The 15845-nt window shown below is 63.4% G+C and carries 11 protein-coding genes, 1 tRNA gene and 2 pseudogenes; 9 read left to right on the top strand and 5 right to left on the bottom strand.

What is annotated here, in order from left to right; all coding sequences use genetic code 11:
* Together pstB and C477_RS11285 are read left to right on the top strand one after the other, a co-directional pair.
* Window positions 1-870: a phosphate ABC transporter ATP-binding protein PstB gene (pstB, locus tag C477_RS11290; protein ID WP_008894616.1), complete on the top strand. Its 870-nt coding sequence runs from the start codon at window positions 1-3 to the stop codon at window positions 868-870.
* Between the two features lie 194 nt (window positions 871-1064).
* A complete protein-coding gene (locus C477_RS11285) occupies window positions 1065-1556 on the top strand; it encodes a metal-dependent hydrolase (protein ID WP_008894615.1) in 492 nt (163 codons plus the stop codon).
* A 148-nt stretch (window positions 1557-1704) separates the two neighbouring features.
* Here the strand turns inward: C477_RS11285 and C477_RS24305 are convergent.
* Window positions 1705-3344: pseudogene (locus C477_RS24305) on the bottom strand (GAF domain-containing sensor histidine kinase).
* Between the two features lie 406 nt (window positions 3345-3750).
* Between C477_RS24305 and phoU the strand changes: the two are divergent.
* Window positions 3751-4422 carry a phosphate signaling complex protein PhoU gene (gene phoU / locus C477_RS11270; protein ID WP_008894612.1) on the top strand — a complete coding sequence of 224 codons (672 nt, stop codon included), beginning with the start codon at window positions 3751-3753 and terminating at the stop codon, window positions 4420-4422.
* A gap of 35 nt (window positions 4423-4457) precedes the next feature.
* On the opposite strand, the gene C477_RS11265 is transcribed toward phoU, so the two are convergent.
* Window positions 4458-5318 (bottom strand): polymer-forming cytoskeletal protein, encoded by an 861-nt coding sequence (locus C477_RS11265; RefSeq protein ID WP_008894611.1) that lies wholly within the window; start codon window positions 5316-5318, stop codon window positions 4458-4460.
* Between the two features lie 125 nt (window positions 5319-5443).
* Here C477_RS11265 and C477_RS11260 point away from each other — a divergent pair, with 125 nt between their 5' ends.
* The 4 genes from C477_RS11260 to C477_RS11245 all read left to right on the top strand — a co-directional run bounded on the left by C477_RS11260 (window position 5444) and on the right by C477_RS11245 (window position 8175).
* Window positions 5444-5638 carry a DUF5800 family protein gene (locus C477_RS11260; RefSeq protein ID WP_008894610.1) on the top strand — a complete coding sequence of 65 codons (195 nt, stop codon included), beginning with the start codon at window positions 5444-5446 and terminating at the stop codon, window positions 5636-5638.
* 97 nt (window positions 5639-5735) lie between these two features.
* Window positions 5736-5820: transfer RNA gene (locus C477_RS11255), tRNA-Ser, on the top strand.
* Window positions 5821-6318: 498 nt separating this feature from the next.
* Window positions 6319-7917, top strand: a complete 1599-nt coding sequence (locus tag C477_RS11250) for a 4Fe-4S ferredoxin N-terminal domain-containing protein (RefSeq protein WP_008894609.1) — start codon at window positions 6319-6321, stop codon at window positions 7915-7917.
* Window positions 7918-7977: 60 nt separating this feature from the next.
* Window positions 7978-8175 carry a hypothetical protein gene (locus C477_RS11245; RefSeq protein WP_008894608.1) on the top strand — a complete coding sequence of 66 codons (198 nt, stop codon included), beginning with the start codon at window positions 7978-7980 and terminating at the stop codon, window positions 8173-8175.
* Window positions 8176-8238: 63 nt separating this feature from the next.
* On the opposite strand, the gene C477_RS11240 is transcribed toward C477_RS11245, so the two are convergent.
* Together C477_RS11240 and C477_RS11235 are read right to left on the bottom strand one after the other, a co-directional pair.
* Window positions 8239-9765: a (R)-citramalate synthase gene (locus tag C477_RS11240; RefSeq protein WP_008894607.1), complete on the bottom strand. Its 1527-nt coding sequence runs from the start codon at window positions 9763-9765 to the stop codon at window positions 8239-8241.
* A gap of 209 nt (window positions 9766-9974) precedes the next feature.
* Window positions 9975-10349 (bottom strand): DUF192 domain-containing protein, encoded by a 375-nt coding sequence (locus C477_RS11235; protein WP_049914495.1) that lies wholly within the window; start codon window positions 10347-10349, stop codon window positions 9975-9977.
* Between the two features lie 803 nt (window positions 10350-11152).
* Here C477_RS11235 and C477_RS11225 point away from each other — a divergent pair.
* Together C477_RS11225 and C477_RS11220 are read left to right on the top strand one after the other, a co-directional pair.
* Window positions 11153-11389, top strand: a complete 237-nt coding sequence (locus C477_RS11225) for a hypothetical protein (protein ID WP_049914493.1) — start codon at window positions 11153-11155, stop codon at window positions 11387-11389.
* Window positions 11390-11497: 108 nt separating this feature from the next.
* Window positions 11498-12025, top strand: a complete 528-nt coding sequence (locus C477_RS11220) for a DUF7097 family protein (RefSeq protein ID WP_008894605.1) — start codon at window positions 11498-11500, stop codon at window positions 12023-12025.
* Window positions 12026-12070: 45 nt separating this feature from the next.
* On the opposite strand, the pseudogene C477_RS11215 reads toward C477_RS11220, so the two are convergent.
* Window positions 12071-14861: pseudogene (locus C477_RS11215) on the bottom strand (phosphoenolpyruvate carboxylase).
* Window positions 14862-15845: the final 984 nt, after the last annotated feature.

Genomic DNA, 15845 nt, shown 5'->3' with positions numbered 1-15845 from the left:
ATGACTAACGAACAGATGACTTCCTCGGAAACGGAATCGACCGACGACCAGCCAGCCCCGACGCCGGGAACCGACGGCCTCGTCGACAGCGCCGACGCCGGCGCCGAGACGGCGACCGATCGGACGCTGCTCGAGGCGCGCGACCTCGACGTCTACTACGGCGAGGAGCAAGCGCTCGACAGCGTCGACATCGAGATTCCCGAAAAGCAGGTGACGGCGGTCATCGGCCCTTCGGGCTGCGGGAAATCGACGTTCCTCCGGTGTATCAACCGGATGAACGATCTCGTCGACGCCGCCCACGTCGAGGGCGAACTGCTGTTCGACGGCAAGAACGTCTACGACGACGACGTCGACCCCGTCGCCTTACGCCGGAAGATCGGCATGGTCTTCCAGTCGCCCAACCCGTTCCCGAAGAGCATCCGGGACAACGTCGCCTACGGGCTGAAGGTCCAGGGGAAAGACGAAAACGTCGACGAGAAGGTACGAACAGCCCTCGAGCGGGCGGCCCTCCTCGAGGAAGTCGACGGTCAACTCGACTCGAGCGGACTGGATCTCTCCGGCGGTCAACAGCAGCGCCTCTGTATCGCCCGGGCGATCGCGCCCGATCCGGACGTGATCCTGATGGACGAGCCGGCGTCGGCGCTCGACCCCGTCGCCACCTCGAAGATCGAGGACCTGATCGAGGATCTCGCCGAGGAGTACACCGTCGTCATCGTCACCCACAACATGCAGCAAGCCGCCCGCATCTCCGATAAGACGGCGGTCTTCCTCACCGGTGGCGAACTCGTCGAGTTCGACGACACCGAGAAGATCTTCGAGAACCCCGAGCACGACCGCGTCGAAGACTACATCACCGGCAAGTTCGGATAGCCGTCGATACCATCGCCGATCGGCGGTCGCCGATCGCGCGCTAACCGGGTATAATTTTGTTCGTCGTGACGTTTTCGGTCACCGATCGCTGAGCGAACGCACCGTTCACCGCCGGCCGTGATGCGCTAATCTACGAATGTGTATTGTTCGCTAACCATATCTATTATGTGATTCAATAGCATGGATTGGCAACTATGGTCGCCACTGGCGTGCACATTCTGCTCGGTCTTGCACTGGTTCTGCTCGTCACTCGGTCCGAGCGATCGGAGCCGTATCTCGTCGCGGCGCTCGCCGCCGCCGTCCCCGACGTCGATACGTTCGTCTTTCGACCGTTGCTCGAACTCGGCTACGTCTCGAGTATCGTGTGGACGCACCGCGGGCTCACGCACTCGCTGCTGGCTGGGGTCGTCATAGTGGGTCTCCTCTCCGCGTTCGGCCCCTGGCGAGCCGCCGCGATCGGGTTCGGATCGCACGTCGGCTTCGATACGCTGAGCGGCGGGGTCCGGTTGTTCGCACCTGTCGATCAGACGGCGTACGGGGTTTCGCTCGACTGGCTGCTCCTGAACATGGCCACGTCGGCCTTCGCGGTCGCCGTGATCCTCGGCAGTTTACTCGGCATGAAATACGACTTCGAGCGACGCGTTTCCCTTCGATTCCCGAAGTCGACACTCGAGCGATTCCGTTAGCAAGAGATCGTCGCACGGGTTATTCACACGCAGCATTCCGATTGAATCGGACGGGTGATTTGGGGATAACGCGTCCCACCTGACAGCAGATTCGTATCGGTGTCCGTTGAACCGCCCGCCGCTGGGAGACGGTAACCGTCAGCTCGCCTTATGCGTCATCGATCGGCAAGGAGACGAAAACTGTCGTCCCGTTCTCAGGCTCGGACTCCACCCACATCTCGCCATCGTGACGTTCGGCGATCCGTTCACAGAGCGATAGCCCGATTCCCGTGCCGGAGTGGTCTTCACGACTGTGAAGGCGTTCGAACACCTCGAAGATTCGGTCGTGATTCGCGGGCTCGATGCCGATCCCTTCGTCGCGGACGGCGATAATCCCCTTCGTTCTGTCTTGTTCGGCCGACACGGAGACGCGCGGCGGTTCGTCGCCGCTGTATTCGAGCGCGTTGTCCAGCAGATTCTGGAACAGTTGTCGCAGTTGGCTAGCGTCTCCTTCGACGCGCGGAAGGTCCGTAACGGTTATCTCAGCATCGGTTTCCTCGATCTTCCGTTGGAGGTCAGTTTGTACGTCCATCAACACATCGTTCAAATCGACCGGTTCGAACGGGTCGCCCTGCGTCTCGACTCGCGAATACGCGAGCAGCGCATCGATCATATTGCGCATCCGTTCTGCACCATCGACGGCGAACTCGAGAAATTCTCGACCCTCCTCGTCCAGCGTCTCCCCGTACTGGTTTTCGATCAATTGGAGATAGCTCGATACCATCCGCAGCGGCTCTTGCAGATCGTGCGACGCAGCGTGGGCGAACTGCTCGAGCCGTTTGTTCGACGCCCTGAGCCGTTCGTTCACGGTTTCGAGTTGTCGTCGGTTTGCTTTTGGTCCGTGATATCAGTCAGCGCACCAGGGAAGGTCAGCGGGTTCCCGTCGTCGTCGCACTCGACGTATCCGCGGGCGATGACCCACTGCAGTTCGTCGTCGGCATTCCAAACGCGGTATTCGGCTTCGTACTCGCCGCAGGATTCGACGGCGTCTTCGATTTCCCGCGTCACTCGGTCACGGTCGTCCTCGTGAATGGAATCGAGCAATTCCTGAAGTGGCACGCCCTCGCTGGCCTTATCCGGGTCGACTCCGAAGGTCCTCGCGAAAGATCGTCCGGTAACGAACTGGTCTGCAGGAATGTCCCACTCCCACGTCCCGACCGCGCCGGCGTCTACTGCCGCCTCCATATGTAATCGCGTATCGCGTAAGGATTGATACTGTTCTCGCTGTTGGAGCTGCGTACTCACCCAATTGCTGAGGAGTTCGATAAACGTCACCTCCCAGTCCGAGAAGTCCTCGCTTCTGGCCTCCGTCCCGCACAAGCAAAACGTTCCGTAGACCTCATCGGCATTGAATATTGGCGCCCCGAGGTAACAGTCGATACCCCGGGGATCTGCTAACTCCGGGGCTTGCGCTTCGACGTCCCCGAGGACGAGCGTTCGCTCGGTTTCGACGACGCGTTTGGACTTCGGGACCTCGGGAAGCGGAACCGCATCTCCCCGCTGAATACCGGCTCCGTTTGGGACGTCAATTGCCTCGAAGACGCAGGCGTCGTCATCTACGAATGAGAACGCGGCGAACTCCGCCCCGACGGCGTCACGACCGGTTTCCAGGAGAGAATCGATTTGATCGAGGAACAGCTGGTCAGTATCTGAGATAATCTCCGAGACCTGCTGTAAGAACCTATTCCGACGCTCAAGTTCGTCCGCGAGATTTCCTTGAGAGCCGCTCGGTGATCCATCGCCACCCATTAGCTGTCAGCAGCGCCTCTATGAGGAAAGGGTTGTTCAATTCGTCTTCCCTACTGAACGAAAGGTTTACAGCCCGCTCCGAATACCGAAGCTGTATTACTATCTCCTGTTTGTGAGTAGTCTCGACAGCCTGTACCCAATCACGTCGGTTTTCAGCGAGTCAATCCGACTTCGGCTGCAGTTTCCGCATACTCGCTCTATCCGTCGGTAGTTCGATACTGATATCCATCGAACGTACTCTACCGAGCCGTTTTTGGAGCGCTTCGTATAATGCGTTTCACGTTGACAAGGTTTCAAGCGTCGTAGTGGTCCGACACTTCGCTCGCGGATCGATGCAGCCTGCGACAGGCGGTTCCGGTAGTTCGGTGGCACAAGTTATATCTACGCCCGGAAAGGTGGCTGAACCATGGCCAGAAAATCGTATCAGGAGAAACTCGCGGAACTCCGCGAGGACATCCTCTACATGAGCGAAGTCGTCATGGAGCGACTTCGAATGGGGCTCGACGCCCTCGAGCAGAAAGACCACGAACTCGCCCACGAGGTAATCGAGGGCGACGGCGAGATCAACCGGATGTACCTCGATCTCGAGCAGGACTGTATCGACCTGCTGGCGCTCCAGCAGCCGGTCGCGAGCGACCTCCGGTTTATCGCCGCCTCGTTCAAGATCATCACCGACTTAGAGCGGATCGCCGACCTCGCGACGAACCTCGGGGAGTACACGCTGGACGCCGAGGAGGACCTGTTCCCCGACGTCGACGTCCAGGAGATGGGCGAGCTGACCCTCCAGATGATCGAGGACGCGATGGTCGCCTACGACGAGGAGGACACCGCAGCCTGTCGCGAACTCGCCGCTCGCGACGACGACCTCGATCATTTCGCCGAGCGAGCCAGCGAGATCGTCGTCCGCGACCTGATCGAGCGCGAACTCGATTCGCCCGAAGAGGTCGAACTGCTATTGCAGGACGTCTCGCGGCTCCTGTTGACGATCCGCGACCTAGAGCGCGTCGGCGATCATTCGGTCAACATCGCGGCGCGGACGCTGTACATGGTCGAAAACGACGACGAACTGATCTACTGAGCGCCCCGCTTCGTTTTCTCGCCCGCGACCCGTCCTCACTCGGGTTCGCGGTCGGTCGTCCCCATCGTGATCTCGCCGTCGGCGCGGATCGTCCCGTCGATCTCCGCGTCGGGGCCGAGTTCCAGCGCCGCACACGAGACGTCGCCGAGGACGCGAGCACCCGCTGCGATCGTGACGTCGCCGTCGCGCGTGGTCAGGTCGCCGTGGATCCGCGTTTCCTCGCCGACGGTGACGTCGCCTCGAGCCCGGAGGCTGCCGAAGATCGTGGTGTCGGTCCCGACGGCGATCGTCTCGGCGCGGACGTTGCCGTGGAGCCGGCAGTCGTCGCCGATCGTCGCGGGCGTCGAGACCCGCCAGGCGTCGTCGCTGACCGTCGCGTTTTTAGGGATCACGAGCGGGTCGGCGTCGATCTCCTCGCCCTCGTCCTCGTCGACGAGTTCGGAGACGAGTCGCTGCGCGGTCTGTTCCTCGCCGATCAGCAGGAGGTGTTTGAGGTAGACGAACAGGAACACGATCGTCGGCATGGGGTTGCGGATGACGATCCAGCCGTTGGCCTCGAACCCCTCTTCGATCTCGACGTCGTCGCCGATATCGAGGTCGCCGGCGACTTTCATCTCGCCGGCGACGTGGACGCGCTCGCCGATGTAGGCGTCCTGCCCGACCAGTACGTTCTCGGCGACCTCACACCACATGTCGAGACGACAGTCCGCCTCGGCTTCGATGGCGCCGCCGAACTCGACGCCTTCGCCGGCGAGGACGTTTCGGCCGCGGACCCCGAACTCGACGGTCGACCGACCGCCGACGAGGACGTCACCGTCGGTTACGAGGTCGACTTCCTTGGCTTCCGTTCCGTCGGGAACGACCAGTTCGTCTAACGGGTCCCTGCTGAAGGCCACACTTCACCCCAAAGGAGTTATCCACTAATAAACCTCGCGCGTCGTCCGCCGCGCGTCTGACGCGCGTCTCACGCGACGCGAGTCGCAACGCCTCTCTTTTAATCCCGCGCCGCGTACGGCCGTCCATGACGACTCTCGCGTTCGACGAAGAGGGGGTCGACGTCGTCTACGAAGGCACCGAGTTCCGCCTCGAGCGAGAACTCATCGAGGAGGCGACGGAGAAGACCTACTACGACGTGACCGACCACGAAGTGCTGCAGATCGTCGCCGAACAGCCGAACCTCCAGGGCGAGCCGCGACGCGTCGGTGATATCCTCTGAGGACGAGCGGGGACCCCGAGATTGGCACGCGGTACGCACTCCCACGGGAGGCGAAAATCGAAACGGGTAAAAACATCACCCGGGTACGAATGAGTGAGCCGAGATAGCCTAGCCCGGCCAAGGCGGTAGATTCGAAATCTACTGTCCTCACGGACTCGGGAGTTCAAATCTCCCTCTCGGCGTTTTCACGGCGCAACAAGGCGAACAGAGTGAGCCACTGCGCCGTGAAACCCACTATGGAGATTTGAATCAGGGAGGAGCTTTGCTTCGACCGTGGTTCAAATCTCCCTCTCGGCGCTTTTGCAGCGACACTAACGACGAGCGACGCGTAGCGGCGCGAACCGACTCCCGTTGTTGCAAAACGACCGCGGTGATTCGAATCAGGGAGGAGCGTTGCTCCGGCCGTGGTTCAAATCTCCCGCTCGGCGCTTCTCACGGTGCAACGAGACGAACAGCGGACGGACTTCCCGAGTCCGAGACCCGTCCTCGATCGAGCCACGACACTAATCGAAACCCGCGTCGTCGAGTGCGGCGAGCCGTCCCGTGGTGGACGTCCGTGAGTGTCGGCCGATCCCATGCCAATCGCAAGCATACTGTTTATCGAAATAGGTCCGAAACCGGTAGTAGCAGAAAATGGGACTCGATTGTAACCAGGCGGCCGTCGATCGGGGTGGAAAACGGTGAGCTCCGACGATCACGAAGGTGCGGACGAGGAGACGTTTCATCCCCTCGGCGAAGAGTGGCAGGACGGCCTCGAGGCGGAACTCGAGGACACGGAGTACGACGCGGAGTTGGGGATGGAGATGGCCAAAGACGCCATGCGCGTCACCAAGGGGGAGCTCTCGGAGGAGGAGTTCCACGATCGCTACCACGAGGACGTGATGGAGGAGTTCGGCGAGGACGAACGGCCGGTCGAGGCCGGCGACGCCGACGAGGACGGGCGCCTCGAGAACACGCTCTCCCGGTTCGGCGTCGACGAGGAGTCGCGCCGCGACGTGATGAAGAAGATGGGGGGCGCCGGCGCGGTGGGGTTCGGCGCCTGGGGGATCTCCAACGGCGGTTCGGACGAACCGCCGGCCGCCGCGGTCGCGGAGGAGTCAGAAGAGGGGGGCGAAGAGAACGAAGGGACCCAGTGGGGTATGGCGCTCGATCTGGAGTACTGCGACGGCTGTCTCTCCTGTGTCGTCGCCTGCGCTGAGGAACACGACTGGGATCAGGGCGCCAACTGGATGTACATCCTCGACTACCAGGACGAGACGACCGACGAGGAGGAGGACTACCGCCTCATCCGGCCCTGTCAGCACTGCACCGACGCGCCCTGTGAGAAGGTCTGTCCGACGACGGCACGGCACACCCGCGACTCCGACGGGCTCGTCCTGACCGACTACGACGTCTGTATCGGCTGTCGCTACTGTCAGGTCGCCTGCCCGTACGGTGTCAACTACTTCCAGTGGGACGAGCCCGAAGTCCCCGAATCCGAACTCGAGGAGGACCACGTCTACGACGAACGGGGCCGCCCGGTCAGCGCCCGCGGGCCGCGCGGCGTCATGGAGAAGTGTACGTTCTGTCCGACGCGCCAGGACGGAAGCAAGGGCGAGGAATTCGTCGGCCGGACGGCCTGCGAGGACGCCTGTCCCCCCGAGGTCATTCAGTTCGGCGATATGAACGATCCGAACAGCGATCCGCAACGGTACATCGAGAACACCGCGAAAAGCCGCTCGCTCGTCCGAATCGAAACCGATCTCCCGGATCCGCAGACGATCGAGGAGAATCTCGAGGGCAACGATCAGGACCTCCAGTCGGTCGTCGAGTCCGTCGAGGACCTCGACGAGGAGACGATCGCGATCGTGTTGGCGGTCGCCATCCTCGGAGAGGGCGGCGAACCCGAACACGGGGCGAACGAGACCCTCGCCGAACAGGAGGCGGCCGTGTTCGACGTCGTCCGCGCGCTCGACGAAAACGGACTCGATCTCGAGAGCCAGGAACTGCTCGTCGAACTCGAGCTCGCCGAAGATCCGGGCGAGGACGAGGAGTTCCAGGGATCGGACGAGGAACTCGCACAGGAAGTCCTCGAGAACTTCGGCGGCGATCCGCAGTCGCAGTTCAAACTCCTCGAGGACATCGGGACGGATCCGAACGTCGTCTACATCGGTAATCAGCCCGGTCCGGAAGCCCATCAGGTCGAAGGGCCGGTCGCCTACGAGGACGTCGACCAGACGGACGTTCGCAAGGACGTCCTCGACGAGAAAACGTTCGGCCCGCAGGGTCCCTCCCTGTAAGCGGGTCGCCCACCGGCGACGACCCGTCGGGTTCATTACGCCCGCCGCGAACGTCCACGTATGAATATTCGCCAGCGACTGATCGTCGGGGCCCTCTGGATCGGCGTCGGGGCCGTAATGGCGATCACGATCGAGCCCGGCATTCCGTCGACCGTGAGCGAGTTCCTCAAACTGTTCGTCGTGCTCCTCGCGCTATTCATCGCGTGCGTCTACCTGCTCGACCCCTGGAACGTCATCTCCCGCCAGCGGTTCCACTAGCGGGACGAATCCGAAACGGCAGCTATTCTCCAGCGAACGTGCGAAAAACGGCTCGTCGCGACCTCAGTCGTCCGCCGGCGCGAGCGGCTGCTGATCGGCCGCGAGCAACCGATCGAGCGCGTCGACCATCGCCTCGACGCTCGCGCGCGTGATGTCGGCCTCGCTGCGGGCGACCGTCACAGAGCGATCGTTGCGAATCATGGTTACCTCGACGGTGACGACGGCGTCGGTGCCGCCGGTCACGGCGTCGACGTGGTAGGAGTCGAGTTCGGCGTCGGCCATCGAGCCCAGCGCCTCGCGAACCGCGGAGACGGCGGCGTCGACGGGGCCGGAGCCGGTTCCGCTCGCGACGCGTTCCTCGCCGTCAACTTCGAGTCGGACGCTCGCCGTGGGAACGGCACCGCCGCTGGTGGCGTTGAGGTCCAGCAGTTCGACGACCCGTTCGCGGTCGTCGCCGGTGACGTCCTCGGCGATCGCAAGCAGGTCGGCGTCCGTGACCCGACGACCCCGGTCGCCGAGCTCGGTGACGCGATTCGCGATTTCGGCGATTTCGTCGTCGGCGGCATCAACGCCGTGTTCCTCGAGCGTCGCCGCGACGCCCGCGCGGCCGGTGTGTTTCCCGAGGGCGAGCCGGCGCTCGCGGCCGACGGTTTCGGGCTCGTAGGGCTCGTACATCTTGTCGTCCTTGAGCGTCCCGTCGGTGTGAATCCCGCTCTCGTGGGTGAAGGCGTTCTCGCCGATGACGGCCTTGTTCGGCGGGAGCTGGACGCCGGTCGACCGCGAGACGGTCTGGGCGAGGTCGTACAGCTCCGTCAGGTCGAGGGTCTCCACGTCGTAGACGTGCGAGAGGGCGATCGCGACCTCCTCCAGCGCGACGTTGCCGGCGCGTTCGCCGAGCCCGTTGACCGTACAGTGAACGAGGTCGGCGCCGGCCGAGACGGCCGCCAGCGCGTTCGCAACGCCCAGGCCGAGGTCGTCGTGAGTGTGGGCGCTGACCGGTCCGACGTCGGCGAGCCGACCGACCGCTTCGGCCGTGCGCTCCGGCCCGGTGTGGCCGACGGTGTCGGCGAAGCAGATCCGATCGGCGCCGGCGTCGACGGCCGTCGCCATCAGCTCCTCGAGGTAGTCGAGATCGGCCCGGGAGCCGTCCTCGCCGATGACCTCGACCCAGAGGTCGTGGTCTTTCGCGTAGGCGACGAGTTCGGCGGTTTTCTCGAGGTTGTCCTCGTGTGAGGTGCCGACCTTGTCCTCGATGTGGCGGTCGCTCGCGGGGACGACGATGTGGACCCCGTCGACGTCACACTCGAGGGCCAGATCGATGTCGGACTCCATTCCGCGACAGAAGCTCGTGACGCGGGCGTCGAGCTCGAGGTCGGTCACCCGCGAGATGGCCTGTCGCTCGCCCGCACCGGTGCAGGCGCTGCCCGCCTCGATGACCGAAACGCCCGCCCGCTCGAGCGAGCGAGCGATTTCGACTTTCTCGTCGGGCGTCAGGGAGACACCCGGGGCTTGTTCGCCGTCGCGAAGCGTCGTATCGAGAAGGCGGACTGTGCGGTCTGGAGCGATCGTATCGTTGGCGGAGTGAGTCACAGGTAGAAGCGAATCGGTGGTTACGGTCGTTTCATCGGAGAATTTCACGCCCAGCCGGGTTGCCCCGACTTCCTCTATCCTCGGACATATGTATGTGCCTCTATCACAGTATGCTGACTTAAATCCGCCGGTCCCGACTCGCTGATACGAGGTTCGGCGTCCTCCACTCCCGGTTCGTTCGACCCCTCAGCACCTCGGTTTGGGGGCGCTCAGGACTCGATGACGACCCGGTCACCTTCCTCGACGCCGTCCGCGGCGCCGGCCGGAAGTTCGACGAGCAGGTCGCACTCCGCGCGGGCGAAGCTCCTCCACGGGCGCAGGCGCTCGATTCGTTCGACGACGCCGTCGGCCACCCAGACGGCGTCGATCGGGAAGAAGACGAACAGCATGTGGACGTCGCGGACCTTCGCGGAATCGAATCGAAAGGCGAGCGCGGAGTCGTCGGGCATCGATCGGCGAAACATCAGGCCGCGGGTCTGGCTCAGCAGCGAGTCGGCGAGGTCGACATCCGCCGCCAGCACTCGTCGGTCGCCGCCCTCGTCGGTCGCATCGCCGCCCGAATCCGCTTCGTGAACCAACTGCACGCCCTCGAGTCGGAAGGCGGGTGGCAAAAGTCTTCTCGCTCGAGGCGCAGTCGCGAGCCGACTGCGACGAGATCGAACGATCCGCCGTCTTCGTGGCGGAACCGCTTCGCGTCTCGTCCCGACTGCGTTGTAACGCGATCTTTCCCGCACGGATTGGTCCTTCGTTGCCGTAACCGCAGCGATGCGACCGAAAACAGTCGTACGGGCGGTACCACGAGAAGATTACGAGCCTGAACGAACGTCCGTCTTTTATTGGACGCCGTTTCTACGTGCGGGCGTCCGCGGGGACGAGAGAACCATGACTCATAGCAACGAACACCGGCCTGAGAGAAGCGTTTCCGACGAATCGCGCCGGACGTTCCTCAAGAAAGGGGCCGTCGTCACCGCCGGCGCGAGCGCCGCAGCGTCGGGCGTAACGAGCGCACAGGAGGACGACGAGGAGCGGCCCGGCGCCCTCGAGGGTGCGTGGGAGGCGCTGATTTTCCAGAATAACTTCCATCCGGAAGCGCGGTTCGCGATCGTCTCGGACACCCTCGACTGGTCGCCGAATTACGGCGGGATCGACGATAGCTGGTTCACGGGCTACAACACGCGCACGATTCGGTGGCTCAACACCGGCGAACACGTCCAGCTATTCGTCGCGGACGAAGCCGACATCANACACCCTCGACTGGTCGCCGAATTACGGCGGGATCGACGATAGCTGGTTCACGGGCTACAACACGCGCACGATTCGGTGGCTCAACACCGGCGAACACGTCCAGCTATTCGTCGCGGACGAAGCCGACATCGGGCAGTACGACGTGAGCCTCGGATACGTCCCGAACCAGGAAGAGGGCTCGGACCGGCCGCTGGTATTCGAGGTGAGCCCGGAGTGGTCGCCCTTCGATAACGATCCGCGGCTGACCACGATCAACTTCAGTCCGGTCGAGGAAGAGATCGAAACGCGACTGCTCGAGGGAGACGACTGGTGGCGGAACCAGGAAGAGACGATCCCCGAAGCCGAACGTACCGACGGCAACGCCACCGACCAGAACTAAGCTGACGACTCCGGGGACGAGAACCGACGGCCGACGCTCGGAGTTCCGAGTCGACTCGCCGACCCGTGACGTTCAACTGCTCGCCGTGCGAATGGCCGCTAACCGCGCATGGAGAAAACGCCACGGGGCACGTCGGTCGGCGTCGACGACCCCTACGAGTTCGCGGGCGTCTGCGATCACCTCACCGGCGAGGGGAACTGCCGGTACGCATTCGACCACTACGAGCACGATCCCGAGTTCGCCCGCGAGCGCGCCGAAGACGAGTACGAGTGTCCCGTCGTCGACCCCGAATCCGACTGGACGTGGGCCGACTGCCCGCACTTCCGCTCGCGCAATCGCGACCGGGAGTGCGTCCGCTGTGGCCTCGAAGAAAAGCGCATGGCCCACGACGACGAGCGGCCGCTGCTCGAGGAGCACCACCTCTCGTACGCGCGCGACGGGGAGACCCTCTCCCACGAGATCACGGTCTACCTCTGCCGGTGGTGTCACGCCAAGGTCCACAACTCGTGGGCACGGATCACCGACGACGCGGCGCCGGATCCGGAAGCGATCGCGGCCCTCGAGGAGCGCCGCGGTCGCGAATACGAGGAGTTGGGGTTCGAGTCGGCCGCGGAGCGATACGACGAGGACGACTGAGGAACGGACGGCCGCGTCAGCCCCCTCGCGGACCGAACCGGTCGATCAGCCCGTGTTCTTCATCCCGGCGGCGATTCCCTTGACCGTCAGCCGGAGCGTCCGTTCCTCGATATCAGTGCGGTGGGTCTGCTGGAGCAGGTAGACCTGCAACATGTTCAGCGGATCGACGTAGGGGTTGCGCCGCGCCAGGTTCTCGCCGAGCCAGTCGCGGGTGTGGAGATCCTCCCGCTGGCCGATTTCCGTGATCAGTTCGGTCGCCCGTTCGTACTCGTCGGTCACGCGCGGGAAGAACCGTTCGCGGAGCTCCGGCTCCGCAAGGTCGGCGTACTGCTCGGCGATCTCGAGTTCGGTTCGCGAGAGCGAGAGGGCGGCGTTGTCGAGCGTGGTGCGGAAGAACGGCCACTCGTCGTACATCTCCTGCAGCGTCTCCATCGAGCCGCCGTCGTCCAGGTACGCGTCGATTCCCGCCGCGACGGCGTACCAGCCCGGCAGGATACACCGCGATTGGGTCCAGGAGAACACCCACGGGATCGCCCGCAGGTCCTCGACGGTTCGCTCCCCGCTGCGGGAGGCGGGTCGCGACCCCAGGTCCAGATCCTCGATGACCGTGATCGGCGTCGCCTGCTCGAAGTACTGGACGAAGCCGTCGCTCTCGAGGAGATCGCGGTACTCCTGCCGGGCGGCGTCGGCCATCGTCTCCATCGCGTCGAACCACTCCTCGGGGAGTTCCTCCTCGTCGGGTTCTTCCTTGGCGTACAGCCGCGCCCGGAGCTGGGCGTTGAGCATCTGCTCGATGTTGCGCTCGGCAATGCGGGGGTTGGCGTACTTCTCGGCGATGGCCTCGCCCTGTTCGGTGAACTTCACTTGGCCGGTAATCGTGTTGTTGGGCAGCGCCAGCAGCGCCTCGTTCATCGGGCCGCCGCCCCGCGAGATTGAGCCGCCGCGACCGTGGAACAGCCGCATCTGGACGTCGTAATCGTCGCAGATCTCGCCCAGCCGGCGCTGGTTCTTGAACAGCGACCAGTTCGCGGCCAGGAACCCGTTCTCCTTGTTCGAGTCCGAGTAGCCCAGCATGATCTCCTGGGTCCGCCCGCGGGCCTCGAGGGCCTGCGAATAGGCCTCGTTCTCGAACAGCGTGCCCATAATGCGTCGTGCTCCCGAGAGGGCGTACTCGGTCTCGAGCAGCGGAACGATGTCGATCCCCGCGTGTTCGGGGAGCGAGACGACGCCGGCCTGATCCGCCAAAAAGAGCACCTCGAGGACGTGGCTTGGTTCGTCGGTCATCGAGATGGCGTAGGTGTCGATGGCTTCGACGCCGTATTCGGTCTGCCAGTCCCCGAGACTGTCGAAGAGTTCGAGGACTCGCGCCGAGTCCTCGGAGAGGTCGCTCGTCTCCGAGAGATCGACGAGAGGGTCGTCCTGGAGGACCGCATCGGTCAGCAGTTCGACGCGTTCGTCCTCGGAGAGTGATCTGTAGTCGATCCCCTCTCGCTCGAGGGCCTCGGCGATGGCGCCGGTGTGTTTCTGCTGGTGTTCGCGCAGGTCCAGACTGGCCAGCGAGAAGCCGAAGGTGGCGACCTGTCGGCGGATCGGATCGACGTGGGCCTCGACGACGCTCTCCCCGCCGTTGTTCCGCAAACTCTGTGCGATGACCGCGAGATCGTCGAGGAGTTCGTCGACGTCGTCGTAGCCGCCCGGCCGGACGTCGCCGACGCGCGCGAGGCGCTCGCGCATGAGTTTGAGTTTCTGGCGATAGGGCTCGCCCGGGTACCGATCTTCGGCGGTACGAGCGCTTCCGGGCAGTCGCTCACGGTCGTCCTCGAGGGAGGCCTCGAATTCGCCGCCCGTGTCGATCCGGCTCCCGTCCTGACTCAGGACGCCCGAGAGGCGCTTGAGTTCGTCGCGGTACTTCTCGAGGACGACCTCGCGCTGGCGCTCCAAGACGTTCGCGGTCACCTCGGGGGTCACGTAGGGGTTCCCGTCGCGGTCGCTGCCCGCCCACGAGCGGAACTCGAACAGTTTCGGAATCTCGAGGTCGCCCGCCGTCTCCGCGTCGATGGCGTCGGCGAGTTCGTCGTAGACCTCGCCGACGACGTCGAACAGCGTGTTCTCGAGGTACCACTGGACGTTNGTCGCCCGCCGTCTCCGCGTCGATGGCGTCGGCGAGTTCGTCGTAGACCTCGCCGACGACGTCGAACAGCGTGTTCTCGAGGTACCACTGGACGTTACGCGCCTCGTCTTCGGGCTCGGGCTGGCGGTTTCGGACCTGTGGCGTCTGCCAGAGGCTCGTCACCTCGGCATCGATATCCCGCCAGACCTGCGACTGTTCCTTCTCGGTCAGCAGCCGTTCATCTAGCGTCTCGAGGTGCGTCGAGATCGTCCGCAGCTTCGATTTGACCGTCTTCCGTCGGGCCTCGGTCGGATGAGCCGTGAACGTCGGCTCGATGAGGACGTCGTCGAGCACATCCTCGACGGTGTCGACGCCGCGCTCGCCGAGTTCCTCGGCCGCCATCTCGAGGCTGTCCTCGAGCGTTCCCTCGTTGGATTCGGTGCGGATCGTCCGGACCCGCTCGCGCTCCTCCGCGAGGTTGATCAGTTCGAAGTAGGTCGTAAACGCCCGCGCGACGATCCGCTGATTGTGAGGCGACAGCCCCTCGAGTCGCGAGATCAGCGGATCGCGGGACTCGAGGTCGCCCGAGCGGTAGTCGATCGCCGCCCGCCGGCACGACTCGACCGTCTCGAACCCCTGCCGGGAGGTCTGGTCCTCGAGAACGTCGCCGAGTAACGCGCCGAGCTCTCGAACGTCCTGTCGAATCTCCCTGTTGTGAAGTCTCATACTGTCATGGTATAGCTTCACCCCCAAAAACCCCTGTGTAGCCGTTCTACCGTCGGTTTGGATCGTCTTTCGTGATAGTTACTCGCGGTTGTTGACTTCGGTGACACTTCGTGTAGACGAACGACGATAGTGTTCGTTTGAGAATAGCAACCACAGTCTCGTTACCGCGAGATTTCGTCAGAACATGATGCCCGAGAGACTACTCGCTCGCCGTGACGGCCATCGGGGAGACGTATATATTTTCGCCACCGTCATTCAATTCACTACAACAATAGTTAATGATTGCGATTGCCGGGCGGCGACGGACCCCGTTGCTGACCGCGCCCGATTTCACCGGCGCGTTCGGTCTGCTGTACCCACTGCATAGCGCGCGATCGTCGTGCTCGTTCGACCGAAAGCGATTCCTATCGCTCGCGGGCCCTATTGGATCTTTCCGCCGAGGCGCCGTTGGGGGTACTTACTCGCTCCGCCGTGACCGAACGTCGATGTCGTCGCTCTCGAGTATCTGAACCGTCGCGTTCGCGACTGACTTTACCGGCGTTCGTCAGGGTAGCAGTCCCGAGCACTTCTAGTCTGGTTCCTGACGCTTGTCGGCGTTCCAGTCATTCGTATATCATTCATTGACAATTTGGTGTGTATGTACTGTTCCCTGTCATCGATGGAGGAGAAAAACTCCATCGAGAATCACTCTACGTCGGTGTTAGGGAGACTGAACGAATTGTACGACTATAATAACAAAACTCTATACACTGTGACAATAGCCCCGTGTTCGCTATGGAGAGTTCGACTGGTTTCGATCGCCGCTCCGTGGCTGTCCGGACAGCCGACGGTATCCCCGTAGCCGAGCGCGCGGAGCGCGCTCGTCCCGCGGTCGGCCGTCGTCGGGACGGGAACGACGGTTTCGACGCCCTCGCCGCGCCGAGAACCGAGAGCGCGTCCGGATCGGCAGCCTCCGGCCCCCGTTCGGGGCGACCGTTCGCTCGC

Origin of the sequence: Haloterrigena salina JCM 13891 (assembly GCF_000337495.1) — an archaeon.
GTDB lineage: Archaea > Halobacteriota > Halobacteria > Halobacteriales > Natrialbaceae > Haloterrigena > Haloterrigena salina.
The sequence above is the reverse complement of the archived record's forward strand: the minus strand, read 5'-3'. Positions and strand labels throughout refer to the sequence as shown.

Coding starts and splice junctions, on each gene's coding strand:
- C477_RS11260 (WP_008894610.1), top strand. CDS start 5,444: ATGACGACTCTCGCGTTCGACGAAGAGGGGGTCGACGTCGTCTACGAA.
- C477_RS11245 (WP_008894608.1), top strand. CDS start 7,978: ATGAATATTCGCCAGCGACTGATCGTCGGGGCCCTCTGGATCGGCGTC.
- C477_RS11220 (WP_008894605.1), top strand. CDS start 11,498: ATGGAGAAAACGCCACGGGGCACGTCGGTCGGCGTCGACGACCCCTAC.
- C477_RS11285 (WP_008894615.1), top strand. CDS start 1,065: ATGGTCGCCACTGGCGTGCACATTCTGCTCGGTCTTGCACTGGTTCTG.
- pstB (WP_008894616.1), top strand. CDS start 1: ATGACTAACGAACAGATGACTTCCTCGGAAACGGAATCGACCGACGAC.
- phoU (WP_008894612.1), top strand. CDS start 3,751: ATGGCCAGAAAATCGTATCAGGAGAAACTCGCGGAACTCCGCGAGGAC.